The sequence below is a fragment of the Motilimonas sp. E26 genome, from assembly GCF_021278025.1.
Taxonomy (GTDB): Bacteria; Pseudomonadota; Gammaproteobacteria; order Enterobacterales; family CBDFNC01; genus Motilimonas.
In genome coordinates this window covers 1-15,781 of record NZ_JAIBHJ010000021.1, presented here as the reverse complement: position 1 = coordinate 15,781, position 15,781 = coordinate 1, and the positions used below count along the sequence as shown (strand labels likewise).

The following is a 15,781-nucleotide window of genomic DNA, read 5'->3' as shown; positions in this document are numbered from 1 at the left end:
ACACCTCACCTTTACAAGGATCAGCTATGAAAGCAGTCGGATATTTACAACCGCAAGACATAACACAAACAGACAGTTTGATTGATATTGAGCTAGATATACCTCAAGCACAAGGCCACGATCTTCTTATTAAGGTTCATGCCATTTCTGTCAATCCCGTCGATACTAAGGTACGTAAATCGGCATCACCTACGCCCGGTGAACATAAAATACTGGGTTGGGATGCCGTTGGCGAAGTGGTTGCAACCGGCAGCGAAGTAAGCCTGTTTAAGGTTGGCGACAAAGTGTGGTATGCCGGCGATATCACTCGCTCAGGCTCTAATGCTGAATATCAATTAGTTGACGAGCGTATTGTTGGAATTAAACCTGCCTCATTATCAGACGTTGAAGCAGCGGCAATGCCACTAACAGCTATCACCGCATGGGAATTATTGTTCGATAGACTCGACTTTACACCGAATTTACCTACTCAATCAGATTCAAATGTAGCCATACAGCAAGCAAAACCATCTGCACCCAAACCCATCATTTTAATCATGGGCGCGGCCGGCGGCGTTGGCTCGATTTTAACGCAGTTGGCGGCAACATTAACTCAGGCTACGGTCATTGGCACCGCATCGCGGCCACAAAGCCAAGATTGGGTTAAAGCGTTAGGTGCTGATCATGTTATTGATCACCATCAGCCATTGCTACCTCAACTCAACAAATTAGGCATTTCACACGTCAGTCATGTGATCAGCCTGACCCATACTGATCAACACTTCAGCCAATTAATAGAAGTGCTCGCGCCGCAAGGTAAACTAGCGCTGATTGACGACCCACAGCAAGATATCGACATTAAAAAACTTAAGCAAAAATCCCTCTCATTGCATTGGGAGTTGATGTTTACACGCGCCATGTTTACTACTTGGGATATACAAAAGCAGCATGATCTCTTAACTCAAGTTTCGCAACTGGTTGACGCGGGGATACTGAAAACAACCTTAGGGCAGCACTATGGCGCAATCAATGCAAGTAACCTTAAACGCGCTCATGCCTATATTGAAACCCATCAAGCCGTGGGTAAGGTGGTATTAGAAGGGTTTGACCAATAACCAGCTCTTTAGGGATAAAGAGCAGGGCTGTAGGTTATTATTGACATGTAACCTTGACCGCCCTGCTTGCTATCTTGCCAGCGTGGAGTCAGCACGACAGTTACAATTAAATAGCTCATTTATGCTAGTTAAACTGTCATCCATACTTATTTTACTTGTCACATTAACAACTTAGTCTAACCATTGTTTTTATAACTAACCTCAGTTTTGCTAAGCCAATTACGAGCGGATACCGTATATTTTACTGCCAAGTTCGTTTTCAGTGATGAAAGCGCAAAGCGTATAGGGATATACCCAAACAATATCAAGAAGCAAAGTCCAACGTTATTTTTTAGGTCTATTTACGCGTTTTTGCAGGAAAAATACTGCTTTGCTTATCCAGAGCTCGGGTTAACTATCATATCTATACAATGGAGCCATAACATGTCGATAAGTTGGAAACGTAAACTGGGAATGGCAAGTACATTAAGCAGCGTATTATTTCTCAGTGCCTGCAATGACAATGACAGTGTTGAGAAAACGGCAAAAAATGTGATTAACGAAGTCGTTAAACCAGACGCTAACGCGGTTACTGTTGGCCCTCGCCCACTGTTTCTGGTGTCTGAAATGCAATCAAGCCCACTGAAAACCAAGCTTGAACAATGTGCATCTGGCTCATTTTATCGCAGCGATTTTTCCATTGGCCACCGCGGCGCAGCGCTACAATTTCCGGAGCACACTAAAGAGTCTTACCAAGCAGCCATTGATACTGGCGCAGGCATAGTAGAATGTGACGTCACTTTTACTAAAGATAAAGCGCTTGTGTGTCGCCATTCGCAATGTGATTTAGCCACCACTACCAACATTCTGGCAATGCCAGAATTGGCAAAAAAGTGTTCTGTGCCATTTAGCCCAGCCGATCCCGCTAACGGTGTAAAAGCCACCGCAACCTGTTGTACCAGCGACATTAGCCTAGCAGAGTTTAAAACCTTGAAAGGCAAAATGGATGGCAGTAACCCTAATGCAACCACAGTTGAAGAATTTATGGCGGGTACCCCAACTTGGCGAACCGACTTGTACTCTGGCAATGGAACATTGATGACTCATGCCGAAAGCATCGCGTTATTTAAAGCAGCTGGGGTTAAGATGACACCAGAGCTTAAGTCTGCCAGTGTGACGATGCCGTTTGATGGCTTTACTCAACAAGACTATGCGCAAAAAATGATTAATGAATATACTGCTGCTGGTGTTGATCCGGCCGACGTTTATCCACAATCATTTAATTTAGAAGATGTAAAATACTGGATAGCGAATACACCAGAGTTTGGCCAGCAAGGTGTCTATCTGGACGACCGTTACGACTTAGCTAATTTTGATCCACAAAATGCGACGACTTGGTCACCCTCTATGACTGAGTTAGCAAATGATGGCGTTAAAATCATCGCCCCACCGCTATGGGTATTGTTAACCTTAGATGCCGACAACAACATTGTCCCATCCGAGTATGCCAAGGCGGCGAAAGCGGCTAATTTAAAAATCATTACTTGGACGTTAGAGCGCTCTGGGCTACTCAGCCAAGGCAATGGCGGTTGGTATCACCAGTCGATTGCAAACGCAATTGACAACAAAGGCGATACCTTTGAAGTATTAGACGTACTAGCAAAACAAGTCGGCGTGATAGGTGTGTTTTCTGACTGGCCTGCAACGGTAACTTACTACGCAAATTGTATGGATAATTAGCAGAAATACATCAACATTAAGCGGCTGGAAGCAGCCGCTTAACTTTGTCACTTTTGCACATGGTTAACACGCTGCTACACAAAATGTTTAATTTTAACTCTCTATAACGCTATATATGACCATCTGCCCCATCGAATCACTTCACCAGCCTCTTTATTAGCAGACAATTAATGTTACTGACATGAATGCTCACCTAAAAGCACTAATCAATACATAGCATGATGGCATAACAGAATTACTTAAAGGTTGCAGCTTGCGACCTGTTTTCCACGCAAATTTTTCAACGTCAACATTAGCCTGAAACGGTTTGTCTTTCTGGATGGGAGCCAGCAACCTTCACGATGAAAGCGCCTCAGTGTCACGCCTTAGCTGATAACGATATCATCACAAAGGCCTGACTGCGTGGATTGTCCTGAACATCATTTAGTAAAAAAGCGTTTCCAAACAGCGAGCAGCGTTTTTAGTGTCTCAGCTTGATGATTTAAGCTCTATCATCGGCTTCCACATTTCATATAGCTCTTCTTCAGAAGGCACTTCGCCGTGCTCAAGTTTACGGATCACTTTACATGGGTTGCCAAAGGCTAAACAATCTTCAGGGATATCTTTGGTAACAACACTGCCAGCACCAATCACGCTGCGAGCACCAATGGTAACGCCGTCTACAACAACAGCCCCTGCACCAATCCAAACACTATCACCTATGTGGATAGGATTGCCTAATGCCAAAGGTAATACGCGCTCCGCTATATCAAGTGGATGCCCTGCGGTGCTGATGACCACATTTGGCCCGATTTGCACATAACGGCCAAAATAGACTGGGGCAATGTCTAAAATAGTCACGCCACTGTTGAGAAACCCTCCTTCTGCAAAGTGGATGTTTTTACCCATGTCGCAATAGAATGGTGGCACAATAGTGGCGCCATTATAGCTACCAAGAATGTCCCCCAGTAGCGTAGCTTTTAATGCGTGTTGAGAAGGCCGAGCATGGTTAAAGTCATAAAGCTTTTCTTTCATTTGAGTTTGAAATTCAAACAACTCAGGGTTGATAGCAAGTTGCACTTCAAAATCAGATATTTTATGGCTCATCGTCTATTGCCTCTCATCAAAGGAATACTTCATCCTATGCTTATCAAAAAGATAATCAAGCTTTAGTGATGATAATGAGTAAGTTAGCGAGCATTTTAGCGCAAACTAAAACACTGGCCTTCTCAAAGCATCATAAATCATTAATCTTCCATTTCTCGGGCTTTTGACAAGGCTGAAGCCACCATACCCGCGGGAATAGAAACGACACCTAGTCCAATAATTAAGATAAAAAAGGTGAAAATTTTGCCGCCAACCGTAATGGGGTAAATATCGCCATAACCCACGGTCGTTAACGTAGCTACAGCCCACCATAAACTATGAAATATTGAGCTAAAGGCCTCAGGTTGTACTGAATGTTCAAAGTAGTAAATTCCTACCCCAGCTAAATAGAGGATGATCAGTGAAGCGAACAAGAATAAGGTTAATTCTTCTTTTGCAATAATAAATGCGCGGTAAAAGCGGCGTGATGCAGCACTGTAACGTACTAACTTTAAAATACGGATCAACCGCAACATTCTAAAGGCCCGCACAGTACGTAAATCTAATCCAATGGCGAGGTAAAACGGCAGAATAGCAAGTAAATCAACCATGCCAAAGAATGAAAAAATATACTTACGTTTACTATCAGCCACCACTACCCGAGCAATATATTCAAAGGTAAAAATAAACACAGTTACGGCTTCAAACAAAAATAAGTTAGCTCTTAACTCTGCACTGATATTCGGTAAGGTTTCAACAGAAAAGCTGATTAGTGATAACACTATCATGATCTGCGTAAAAATCTCAAAGCGACGACCTATGGCAGTATTGTTATCCTCTACCATGTCTTTAATTGTTTTAAACAAGTTGACTCCTTTTTAATAGTACGTTCGGCTCATCATCTTGTATTATAAGCATTATTTCCCCTGTTTACCCAGCCCAATTACACCAACATTTCCTGCTTCATGTAAAAAACTCAAGTATTGGGCAAATTTTCTGTCTAAGCCATTTTTTTCGATCCGAACATAGCAAGCCAACGTAGAGTTCCGACGGCAACATTTTTCACTGATATTTTAGTCAAGACACTGTCAGTAACATATAAAATATAGCGAAATCACCCGATTCATTTGTCAAGTCGACTATTCATCAACCACACTTACATGCAATCATGTATTAAAATTATTTCCTTTGTAAGCGGATAACAAAATATGAAAACCCAAAGCAAAATGTTTTCTCTCCTGTTTGTGGCTCTTTTCATTGAATCCGTGGCCATGTCGTTTGTCCATTCTACCTACCTTGAAGTGATCTTTATTGGTTTACCTGCGCTTATCGTTCCTCTTTATCTTATCAAGTCAGTGCCAACGAGCCCGCTTACCCGACACGTTTCAGCCATAGCAGCAATGATTTTTGCTTGTTTACATATTCATCAAATGAATGGCTTGATTGAGGTGCACTTTGAGATATTCATTTTGATGGCATTCTTAATTATTTTTAGTGACTGGAAGGTGTTTATCACTGCTGTGACGGTTGTAGCCGTCCATCATATGTCATTTTATTTTTTACAACTGAACAACGCTGGCGTTTACATCTTTGACGCTGACCGCTTAATGTTCTCAACGGTAATTATTCACGCTGTTTATGCTATCGTCGAGTCAATCGTGGCAGGTTTTATTGCTAAAACCTTAAGAGACGATAGTTACGTTGGCGCTGAGCTTGCTGCTATTACTAAGCAACTAACCCAAAACAAGCAGTCGATTGATTTAACGTTGCGAGTGGAAAGCAAAAAAAGTAAAACGCTACGTGGGTTTAACGAGCTGTTAACATTACTTAACACCCTTATTCACGACGTTAAAACCCAAGCCAAAGAATTAGTGGTAAACACCACAACCTTGGCTGAACTCAAAGAGTCTCTGAATACTTCGGCCAATGTTAAGCGACAAGAAACGGATAGCATTGCCTTATCCGTTGAGCAGATGCTTGACACCGTAAACATGATTGCCAATCAAGCTGGGCAACTTAGTAGTCAAATGACCCAAGCCAACACATTAAGCCATTTGACCGAAAACAACGTCAATGACATTAACAGTAAAAACCAGCATCTATTAGATGCATTAAATGGGACCAGTGAACAAATACATCAGCTAGCACAAGCCAGTGACGTTATTACCAAGGTGCTTGAGGACATTACCAGCATTGCTGACCAAACTAACTTGCTGGCACTAAATGCCGCCATCGAAGCGGCTCGAGCTGGGGAACAAGGCCGTGGCTTTGCCGTCGTTGCTGATGAAGTGAGGGCTTTAGCAAATCGCACTAAAGACAGTACTACTAAAATAGCCAAAACAATTAGTGAGCTTAACACGCATTCAAAAAGCTCAACGCAAGCAATGCAGTCTTGTATCAGCATTGTTGACGACGTTATTGCTGTGGCAACGTCTGCCAATCAACAAATGAAAGAGACCTCACAATTGGTCAGCTCTGCAAATGAAATAGCAAATTCGGTGGCCAATGCCGTCAATGAACAATCTGAGGCTACCGCCAGTATTGCCGCCAGCACCGAAAACATGAAGTTGACCAGCCAAGATGATCTGTCACAAATTGCACAACTGTCCATTGAGACAGATAACATTAAGCGAGCCACCGAAAGCCTACAACATGATATTGAAAGCTTTAAATAACCCAGATCCCAATCAACAAGTTAAGCGCCGCCATGTGGTCATAGTGTTACTGTGGATCATGAGTACGTTAATTGCTGCTATCTATTTTATCGGCGCGCGATTAGTTGACTTCGATCCCACTGGTAAACTGAGACAACAAGATAGCCAAGATTTTGCATTATCATTATTGAAACAGATCCAGCTAGACCCTCTCAATATGGGCAATACCATTATCCACTTTACCGCTTCAGGCTGCGTGTGTAATTCCTATAGTCAAGCTCACAAACAAAGCCTAAACCAGCAAGCAATAAGCGACGGTTATCAAGTCATTAACCTGACAATGACAGCGGCCTTGCGTGAATTAGTCCCCGCAACCCCCGCCGCGCTGGTTATGAGTAATAAAGGTAAATTAGTCTATTTTGGTCCTTACTCAGAGGGCTTAGCTTGCTCAAGCTCGAATAGTCTTATTGAGTTAGCAATAAATAACTACAATAAAGGCTTCAACCCTGAGCTAATCATCGATAAAGCGAAAGGTTGCTACTGCCCAGCATAAAGTATGAATCAAACTAATTGAGACTGTAAGTCTATCGTTTTCCATGAGTAACATCATACAAAATGTAATCACTGGCTGTTAGAATAACCATGGTTTCAACAACATAATAAGGATTTTTATGATAAAACAACTCGCAACAGAAACAATCGCATTACTGGGTGGTAGCAAAAATATCACTGAAATTGACCACTGTATTACACGGGTGCGCGTTAAAGTGGCCGATTACGCTAAAGTCGACTTCGCCCAGTTAAGCAAAGAATATGACAGTGCGGTAAAAGGCGTTGTTGAAGGCAGTGTTCATCTCGTTGTTAATCAATATAAGCACGACTTTACTACCAGTGATATAGCAACCGAGCTTAAAGCGCTGAAAGGATAAAGCCCATTACAGTCGGCTAAATACTTTAATCCCATAAGGCTTACTCAGCTCGCTTTTTCACCGTTCAACAAGCGAGCTACAAAGGCACTTATTCAATACAATTAATTTTTTGAAATGGCTGATGTTGAACACAAGTAGTGATTTCGTTTGTGTAAATTGCCATTTCCTTCTAGCACATTTGAGGGGTAATTTAACCGTAATTCCAATAAGAATAAGAAATGGCTACTTGTACAACCCACTTTATTAATAACAAAATACCCATTAACCAACCCAATCTTCGCCCTTCTCTCCTAAGCTAACCATAAAGTAGCGTATCACTAACATTGACGAACACGGCTAAACTAAGTTAATGGCTAATAAAATAGCGATCCTTTTTTGAAATAACAAAGGGAAAGATGTTAGGTTAGTTAGCTCATCGCTTATTAAGCAACCTTAACTCGGCGTTTTCTTATTCCGAGTCCAATTAATTAGCGCCACCATTAATTGTGTTAATAAGGATTTTTAGTTAACGATTTATTAAGGAGATAAAGAATGCCTGGAAATCAAGTCAATACTAAACATACTTTCAACATTAACGGCCAAGCTTACCATTACTACCCCCTATCCTGCGCGCAGACAACCAATCAAAATGACATTGCTCGCTTACCCGTTTCAATCAAAATATTATTAGAAAACTTGTTACGTCATCATGATAACGGAGCAGATAACCAAGCAGCTATTGACGCACTGATCAGCAGTGCCGGCCACGCCAGCAGCCAAGAGATTAACTATCAACCTGCGCGCGTGTTAATGCAGGACTTTACCGGCGTACCTGCGATTGTTGATCTTGCCGCTATGCGCGATGCATTAGTTAAACAAGGGCTAGACCCGCAAAAAGTAAATCCGCTAGCCAAAGTTGATCTCGTCATCGATCACTCAGTTAACGTCGATAAGTTTGCTAACTCATCAGCATTTGAAGAAAATGTCGCCATTGAAATGGCACGAAACGACGAGCGTTATGCCTTTTTAAAATGGGGCCAGCAAAATTTTCATAACTTTAGCGTAGTGCCGCCAGGTACCGGTATTTGTCATCAGGTCAATCTTGAATATCTCGCTAAGGTGGCATGGACTGAAACCAACGAAAACGAATGCGTGGTTTATCCCGATACACTGGTTGGAACCGACAGCCATACCACTATGATTAATGGTTTGGGCGTACTCGGCTGGGGCGTAGGCGGCATTGAGGCTGAAGCTGTGATGCTCGGTCAGCCAATTTCTATGCAAATACCCGATGTGGTTGGCTTTGAGCTAACCGGTAAACTAGCAGAAGGGATCACCGCAACTGACTTAGTGCTCCAAGTGGTGCAAATACTAAGGCGACATGGCGTGGTCGGCAAATTTGTCGAGTTTTATGGCGCGGGCCTGTCGCATTTACCATTGGCAGATCGCGCCACCATTGCCAATATGGCACCGGAATATGGCGCCACTTGTGGGTTTTTCCCGGTCGATCAGCAAACCCTTGATTACTTAGCCCTAACAGGCCGCGATCAACAAACAATCGCACTGGTGGAGCACTACTGTAAATTACAAGGGCTATGGCGCGATGAAAACACCGTTAAGCCAGATTTCTCTGAAACCCTATCCCTAGACATCAGTACAGTGGAGCCAAACCTCGCGGGACCCAGTCGTCCCCAAGACCGCGTACCGATGCGCCAGCTTAAAACAGCCACCGATGATTTTATTGCGCTGAAAGGTAAAGAGGCGCAAAAATCGACTGCATTTCCACTTAAAAGTAGCGAACAAACGCTTAGTAATCAGACTCTGAGCCATGGCGATCTCGTGATTGCTGCTATCACATCCTGTACCAATACTTCTAACCCTGCAGTGATGCTCGCGGCAGGGCTACTCGCGAAAAAAGCCATCGACAAGGGACTTGTCACCAAACCATGGGTTAAAACTTCCCTCGCCCCCGGCTCGCGAGTGGTCACCGATTATTTACAAGCCACCGGTTTACAGCAATCGTTAGACACATTAGGTTTTAATTTGGTTGGCTACGGTTGCACAACCTGCATTGGTAATTCCGGCCCGCTGCCCGTGGCGGTGCAAGAATGCATAGTAGAAAACGATCTGATCGTCTGCGCGGCATTATCGGGTAACCGTAACTTTGAAGGCCGAATCCATCCACTGGTCAAAGCGTCATGGTTAGCGTCGCCGCCATTAGTCGTTGCGTATGCATTAGCGGGCACCACGCGTATCGATCTCACTCAAGATCCTATTGCCACTAGCGCTGACGGCGAAAGAGTCTACCTAAAAGACATCTGGCCCAGTAATGCTGAAATTACCGAGTGCCTTAACAGCGTCAGTCATCAAATGTTTGAACAGCGCTATAGTGCTGTTTTTGATGGTGACCAAATATGGCAAGCAATTGAAGCAGGTAAACAGGCTAATTATGCCTTTTCAGAGCAGTCTACTTATATCCAATTACCGCCGTTCTTTGAACCGGAGTATCGCGATAATAACAGCAACATTGTTAACGCTCCTATCCTCGTGATGCTGGGAGATTCAGTGACCACAGATCATATCTCACCTGCTGGCGCGATAGCCAAAGACAGCGCCGCAGCTGATTATTTACGCAGTAATGGTGTAAATGAGGCCGATTTCAACTCTTACGGCTCACGACGCGGTAACCATCAAGTCATGATGCGTGGCACCTTCGCCAATATTCGCATCCGCAATGAAATGACACCCGAGTGCGAAGGCAGCTATACCCATCTCCAAGGTCAGTCTACGCCCTTATTTATCTATGATGCGGCCATGGCATACCAGCAAGAAAAACGTGCCAGTGTCGTCATTGCCGGTAAAGAGTATGGCACCGGCTCAAGCCGAGACTGGGCCGCGAAAGGCACGCTATTACTCGGGGTTAAAGCCGTGATAGCAGAAAGTTTTGAACGCATTCACCGCTCTAACCTTGCTGGTATGGGCGTGTTGCCATTACAGTTTATGCCGGGTGAAGACAGAAAGACATTACAGTTAACTGGTAATGAGTCGTTCGACATTTTAGGTTTGGACAAAAAAATGCAGGCCAATCAAACCTTAAATGCGGTGATCTATTATCCGTCCGGTGAGCAGCGTAACATTCAATTGCGGTCGCGACTCGATACCGCGGTAGAAGTTGAATATTATCGCGCCGGCGGCGTGCTGACTTATGTGCTTAATCGCATGGCCGCTGAGCGTTAAGGCTAAACGTAAACCTGATGGGCCGGCAGGCCCATCAATTACCTTGCTGTTCCCCTCTTTGGGTTGCCTACTTTGAATTGAAGGAAATAAAATGGATTTACAATACCGCACAGAAAAAGACAGTTTAGGTGAAGTAAAAGTGCCATCAAACGCCTTGTTTAGCGCACAAACTCAACGCGCCAAAGATAACTTCAACATTAGTAGTCTGCTGATGCCCGCCCAATTTATTCAAAGTCTCGGCCTGATTAAAGCCTCTGCTGCCAAAGTGAATGGCCAACTGGGTTTACTGGAGCCAACCGTTGCAGATGCCATCTACCACGCAGCAATGACTTTAGCTGCAGGTCAGCATATTGAACAGTTTCCCGTCGACGTATTTCAAACTGGCTCGGGCACCAGTACCAATATGAACGCCAATGAAGTGATCGCCACCCTTGCCAGCGAACAACTCAAACAAAGTATTCACCCCAATGATGCGGTAAATTGCAGTCAGAGTAGTAATGATGTCATTCCAACGGCCATTCACGTCAGTGCGCAATTGGCCATTTCACAACAACTACTCCCTGCTTTAACTAAGCTACAAGCTACGTTAGCAGCAAAAGAGCAAGACGTGGCTGGCCAGCTTAAAACCGGCCGTACCCATCTAATGGATGCCATGCCTCTGAGCTTAGCGCAGGAGCTTTCCGGCTGGCGCGCGCAATTATCCCTAGCGGCAAATCGAATTACTGATAGTCAAAAAAGATTATGCCAAATAGCACAAGGGGGAACCGCCGTTGGCACAGGAGTCAATGCCCCCGATGATTTCGCCGCACTATTTGCCCAGCAATTATCAACCTTAACTGGTCAACCATTTAGCAGCGCCGATAACCTATTTAGTGCACTGAGTAGTCAAGATACCGCGGTTGAGGTATCAGGGCAGCTGAAGGCATTAGCAGTCGCGTTAATGAAAATAGCCAATGATCTGCGCTGGATGAACAGTGGCCCGTTAACCGGCCTTGCTGAAATAACCCTTAAACCGCTGCAACCAGGTAGCAGTATCATGCCCGGCAAAATTAATCCCGTACTGCCTGAGGCCGTGGCAATGGCAGCGGCACAGGTGATAGGTAATGACACAACGATTACGATTGCTGGCGGCTCAGGCAATTTTCAATTAAATGTAATGTTACCTGTAATTGCTTTCAACTTATTACAAAGTGTTGAACTACTCACCGGAAGCTGCGACGCCTTAATGACCACCATTGCTGATTTTACAGTGAATGCTAGCCAGTTAGAGCAAAGCTTAGCTCGTAACCCTATCTTAGCGACCGCCCTGAATAACGAAATTGGCTATAACAAGGCAGCCGAGATAGCTAAGCGTGCCTACGCGGAAAAGCGCCCAATATTAGATGTCGCAAAAGAGATGACCGATTTAGACGAGGCTTATTTAGCTAAGTTGCTCAACCCCGAAGCCTTAATTTAGCATGATTAACATGCTCGCTCTCCAGAACCAACAAACCATTTAATGGGCCATTGCGCTGATAGCAGCCGCAATGGTTCATCAAAAGAGCATATTGGCAAATACTCACATCAATAAGCTGCCATTCACTCCTTGCTCTTTTCCCTTAAACACCTCCCTTAGTACAGAGAGAATAAGTACTCAGAGAGTACTCTGACAGACAGCGCCCAGCCAGAATCAACAACACAAAACAGTTTAAATCACCTAGTGCTTTTCCCCTACTTGGATCTATTTTTATCAAGCTACACTAAAGTAATCATCAAATAAAAGGAGGTGTTAATGGCGAAGTTGAATCTTTTATAAATGACATTAACCCTCACCTACAACCCAAGTTAATTGCGTCGGGTTCCAGGGTGAATAAAAGGAATGAGACCATGCAAACGATTGTTAAAAAGCTTAGCTATTTTCCATTAACACTCACCCTTGCCGCAGTGATATCGGGCTGTGATTCAAACACGGCTGAAATTCACTGGACCAGCTATGGGGTGCCGCACATTAAAGCCAATAACTACACGGCACTGGGCAAAGGGCTGGGTTACGTGATGGCACAAGACCGCGCGTGTAACTACCTTGACGGTATTATTACCGCAAAAGGCGAGCGCGCTAAGTTCCTAGGAGCAGGTATCAATAATGCCAACATTACCTCCGACTTTGCTTATCTACACTTAGCCACTTACCAAAATGCAAAAACAAACTTTCAGCAACTTGATCCTAGAAGCCAAGCGTTGATGACTGGCTTTACTAAAGGATTTAATCATGCGGTACAGAAAAATAAACATTACGCAAAAGAGTGTGCAGCACTCGTGCAACCGATAGATCAATACGATCTGTATGCACTTAACCAATCATTGAATTACTGGGCATTTGTTGAAGTATTCTTGGCTGAGATTGGCTCAGCACAACCAACGGCACCCAGCGCGAACAAGCGGCTATTAAACAAGCCCGATTCGTTCCTTGATAAAATGAAGGGCAGCAACGGTTGGGCATTAGGTAAAGCAATGACCGACAGCGGTAAAGGCATGTTACTGTCAAATACACATCTGCCCCATGGCGGCAAATTTGCTTGGTATGAAGCGCAGCTCACTATCCCTGACGAACTGAATGTCTATGGCAGTTTTTTACCCGGTTTTGTTACTCCTGCTCTTGGCTTTAATGAGCGCTTCGCTTGGACGCACACTTGGACCAACTCAACGCCAGGCTCGGTTTACACGTTAACTCCCGCCGCTGATCAAGCATTAGCGTACCAATATGGCAATCAAGTTAAGCCACTGCAAGCCAACAACTATCAGATTAGTGTTAAACAACCCAATGGCTCATTATCTGAGCTATCACGTACCTTATATTCAAGTCACTACGGGCCAATCATCGAATTTACGGCACAAGGTGGATTTGTCAGCTTGAAAGATGGAGCCAGCCAACGCAGTGATCAAACTGATTACTGGCTAAAATTAGCCCTAAGTCAAAATGTAGATGACGCCATCGCTTTAAATGAACTCGGCTATCGCACTGGCTCACAAAATATAGTGATGTCAGATGATCAAGGCAATACCTTCTATGCTGACTTGGCATCCGTGCCTGATCTCAGTGCAACAGCGTGGTCAATCATCAACGCAGTACCTGAATTACGCGCTTGGGGCGGTGTATTACTCGACGGCTCTAATCCCGTCTTTGAGTGGCAACAAGCCGTTCCTTTTAACCAAGTACCACAACGCCAATCTGAACATTATGTACAAAATGCCAATGAATCCCCTTGGCTGGTTAATATCGAAAACCCCATTGTTGGCTATTCGCCCCTATATGGACCCAGTGAATACCCGCAATCACCACGCACTCGATTAAGTGTGGCAATGCTTGAGCAATTTAAAACAAGTGGTAAAAAAGTCACCCTAGGGGATCTGCAACATACCATGTCCGACAAGCGCATCTTTCAAGCTGAGTTGGTCATTGAAGACTTGATCCAACGCTGCCAAAGCTATGATCAAGTGCAAGTGAACGACGAGACTGTCAACATAACACAAGCTTGCCAAGTACTATCTAACTGGGACAAAAAAGCCAATATCGACAGCGTTGGCACTCATATATTCAGAGAATACGCCCTGCAGTTTTACAAAATTCGCGATTTGGCCAGTTGTAATGGCCAATGTTGGCTAACTCAATTTGACCCACAAGATCCGGTTAATACACCGGCTGGTTTGCCCGCGGTATCAGATCCAACTACCGATCTTCATCTGGTCGCATTAGCCAAAGCAGTCATCCAGCTTAACCAAGCCAATATTCCTTTAAACGCCCCTTTAGGCAACATTCAATCCCTCGTCAAAGGTGAAGCGGAGTATCCTATTGCGGGAGGGTATGGTGACGTGACAGGCAGCTTTAGTACTGTTGCCGATAACATGTCGCAAAACCCTGCTAATGCACTAACGGAAAAAGGCTATCGCATTAATGTTGGCGACAGCTTTATCTTTCTCGCGGAGTTCACCGACCAAGGTGTAAATGGACGAAGTGTGCTGCTTTATAGTCAATCAAATAATCCAAACTCACCCCACTACTTTGATCAAGCCCCCTTAATCGAAGGCGCGCAATACAAACCAATACGGTTTAAGCAAACCGACATACTCACCGATGAGGATTACCGCTTTGAGCTGGTTTATATTAAATAACCGCAGGTTCCTAAGCAGTTTAAACAAGGGACTTGTCTAAGATCGAGCCAAAATACTGCCCCTGAGCAACGAGTAATCATTGCGCAGGGGCCTTGAAATAACCATTGAAGGACAAGACTTTTGGATAAAAATCATTTTGGAAAATAAACTACCCATTTCACTTTTTATCAAAATGCTTCAAGGGTAATGTGGTGCAGGAGGCGAGAAACCTCTAGCTAGCAATCATGGCTTTTTACATGAAAATTCAAGGGCTCTTTCAGGATCATTAGGCAAAGACCAACCTGGTCCAGTGCTGAGTTCATAATCTAATCTCAACATCTCATTTTCATGAATTACAATAGGGGCGCATCGACGAAAACGAGTGCAAATACAGTACTCACCCGTCTCTAGTTCATGTTCATAAAAACCTTTCTCGTCACTTTGTATTGACACTAATGGTGTCACGGCTTCATTTAGATCCATTGAAGGTTGATCATAAAAAATATCAATGTTGAAACCTGAGGCAAATTCAACATGGTTATCACCAATATCATCATGGCTAGTTATCGCACCAAAAACCCCCTGAGTAATTGAGAGTTTATTTTTCACATCTAGTGGCACAGGTTGGTTATCTGAGGACTCACTAGTACAAGAAATTAAAAAACACGCAAAAATGGGCAATATTGATTTAGGAAAAAATTTGTTACTTAGATAGTTCATTCTTCACTCTTATAATTGGCTTAGTCTAACTGAAATGTCTTTAAGGTGCCTGTTTAGCAAGTTAACTGACCAGGGTAACTAATGGACATTAAAGAATCTTACCAAAAAAAAAAGAATTATATATATTTTTGACTAAATTTTGCTAATTATAAATAGTGCTCTTTCTTTAACTGAAACCTTAGGGCGTGTTGATCTTTCGCGATGGATTTTTGAGCAGCATGGTAAAGGGTTATAATTTGCTTCGCCAAAAGTAAAA

Annotated in this window: 11 protein-coding genes; 8 read left to right on the top strand and 3 right to left on the bottom strand. The window is 43.8% G+C overall.

The window, feature by feature from the left end:
- Positions 1–26: 26 nt before the first annotated feature.
- Together K1M91_RS15760 and K1M91_RS15755 are read left to right on the top strand one after the other, a co-directional pair.
- Positions 27–1,094: a zinc-binding alcohol dehydrogenase family protein gene (locus K1M91_RS15760; protein ID WP_232803190.1), complete on the top strand. Its 1,068-nt coding sequence runs from the start codon at positions 27–29 to the stop codon at positions 1,092–1,094.
- 423 nt (positions 1,095–1,517) lie between these two features.
- Complete coding sequence (locus K1M91_RS15755; protein ID WP_232803189.1) at positions 1,518–2,813, top strand: glycerophosphodiester phosphodiesterase family protein; 1,296 nt, start codon at positions 1,518–1,520, stop codon at positions 2,811–2,813.
- A gap of 468 nt (positions 2,814–3,281) precedes the next feature.
- Here K1M91_RS15755 and K1M91_RS15750 read toward each other — a convergent pair whose 3' ends face one another.
- Positions 3,282–3,899, bottom strand: a complete 618-nt coding sequence (locus K1M91_RS15750) for a sugar O-acetyltransferase (RefSeq protein WP_232803187.1) — start codon at positions 3,897–3,899, stop codon at positions 3,282–3,284.
- A 140-nt stretch (positions 3,900–4,039) separates the two neighbouring features.
- Positions 4,040–4,744, bottom strand: a complete 705-nt coding sequence (locus tag K1M91_RS15745; RefSeq protein ID WP_232803185.1) for an ion transporter — start codon at positions 4,742–4,744, stop codon at positions 4,040–4,042.
- A gap of 342 nt (positions 4,745–5,086) precedes the next feature.
- Here K1M91_RS15745 and K1M91_RS15740 point away from each other — a divergent pair, with 342 nt between their 5' ends.
- The 6 genes from K1M91_RS15740 to K1M91_RS15715 all read left to right on the top strand — a co-directional run bounded on the left by K1M91_RS15740 (position 5,087) and on the right by K1M91_RS15715 (position 14,826).
- A complete protein-coding gene (locus K1M91_RS15740) occupies positions 5,087–6,553 on the top strand; it encodes a methyl-accepting chemotaxis protein (RefSeq protein ID WP_232803183.1) in 1,467 nt (488 codons plus the stop codon).
- Positions 6,531–7,085, top strand: a complete 555-nt coding sequence (locus K1M91_RS15735; RefSeq protein ID WP_232803181.1) for a DUF6436 domain-containing protein — start codon at positions 6,531–6,533, stop codon at positions 7,083–7,085. Before K1M91_RS15740 ends, K1M91_RS15735 begins: the two co-directional genes overlap by 23 nt.
- A gap of 118 nt (positions 7,086–7,203) precedes the next feature.
- The gene (locus K1M91_RS15730) at positions 7,204–7,461 is read left to right on the top strand and encodes a PTS transporter subunit EIIB (protein ID WP_232803179.1); all 258 of its coding nucleotides are present in this window, start codon (positions 7,204–7,206) and stop codon (positions 7,459–7,461) included.
- Between the two features lie 531 nt (positions 7,462–7,992).
- Positions 7,993–10,677 carry an aconitate hydratase AcnA gene (gene acnA, locus K1M91_RS15725; RefSeq protein WP_232803177.1) on the top strand — a complete coding sequence of 895 codons (2,685 nt, stop codon included), beginning with the start codon at positions 7,993–7,995 and terminating at the stop codon, positions 10,675–10,677.
- A gap of 91 nt (positions 10,678–10,768) precedes the next feature.
- Positions 10,769–12,133 carry a class II fumarate hydratase gene (locus tag K1M91_RS15720; protein ID WP_232803175.1) on the top strand — a complete coding sequence of 455 codons (1,365 nt, stop codon included), beginning with the start codon at positions 10,769–10,771 and terminating at the stop codon, positions 12,131–12,133.
- 410 nt (positions 12,134–12,543) lie between these two features.
- Positions 12,544–14,826: a penicillin acylase family protein gene (locus K1M91_RS15715; protein ID WP_232803173.1), complete on the top strand. Its 2,283-nt coding sequence runs from the start codon at positions 12,544–12,546 to the stop codon at positions 14,824–14,826.
- 222 nt (positions 14,827–15,048) lie between these two features.
- On the opposite strand, the gene K1M91_RS15710 is transcribed toward K1M91_RS15715, so the two are convergent.
- Positions 15,049–15,525 carry a hypothetical protein gene (locus tag K1M91_RS15710; RefSeq protein WP_232803170.1) on the bottom strand — a complete coding sequence of 159 codons (477 nt, stop codon included), beginning with the start codon at positions 15,523–15,525 and terminating at the stop codon, positions 15,049–15,051.
- Positions 15,526–15,781: the final 256 nt, after the last annotated feature.

Coding starts and splice junctions, on each gene's coding strand:
- K1M91_RS15760 (WP_232803190.1), top strand. CDS start 27: ATGAAAGCAGTCGGATATTTACAACCGCAAGACATAACACAAACAGAC.
- K1M91_RS15755 (WP_232803189.1), top strand. CDS start 1,518: ATGTCGATAAGTTGGAAACGTAAACTGGGAATGGCAAGTACATTAAGC.
- K1M91_RS15750 (WP_232803187.1), bottom strand. CDS start 3,899: ATGAGCCATAAAATATCTGATTTTGAAGTGCAACTTGCTATCAACCCT.
- K1M91_RS15740 (WP_232803183.1), top strand. CDS start 5,087: ATGAAAACCCAAAGCAAAATGTTTTCTCTCCTGTTTGTGGCTCTTTTC.
- K1M91_RS15735 (WP_232803181.1), top strand. CDS start 6,531: ATGATATTGAAAGCTTTAAATAACCCAGATCCCAATCAACAAGTTAAG.
- K1M91_RS15730 (WP_232803179.1), top strand. CDS start 7,204: ATGATAAAACAACTCGCAACAGAAACAATCGCATTACTGGGTGGTAGC.
- acnA (WP_232803177.1), top strand. CDS start 7,993: ATGCCTGGAAATCAAGTCAATACTAAACATACTTTCAACATTAACGGC.
- K1M91_RS15720 (WP_232803175.1), top strand. CDS start 10,769: ATGGATTTACAATACCGCACAGAAAAAGACAGTTTAGGTGAAGTAAAA.
- K1M91_RS15715 (WP_232803173.1), top strand. CDS start 12,544: ATGCAAACGATTGTTAAAAAGCTTAGCTATTTTCCATTAACACTCACC.
- K1M91_RS15710 (WP_232803170.1), bottom strand. CDS start 15,525: ATGAACTATCTAAGTAACAAATTTTTTCCTAAATCAATATTGCCCATT.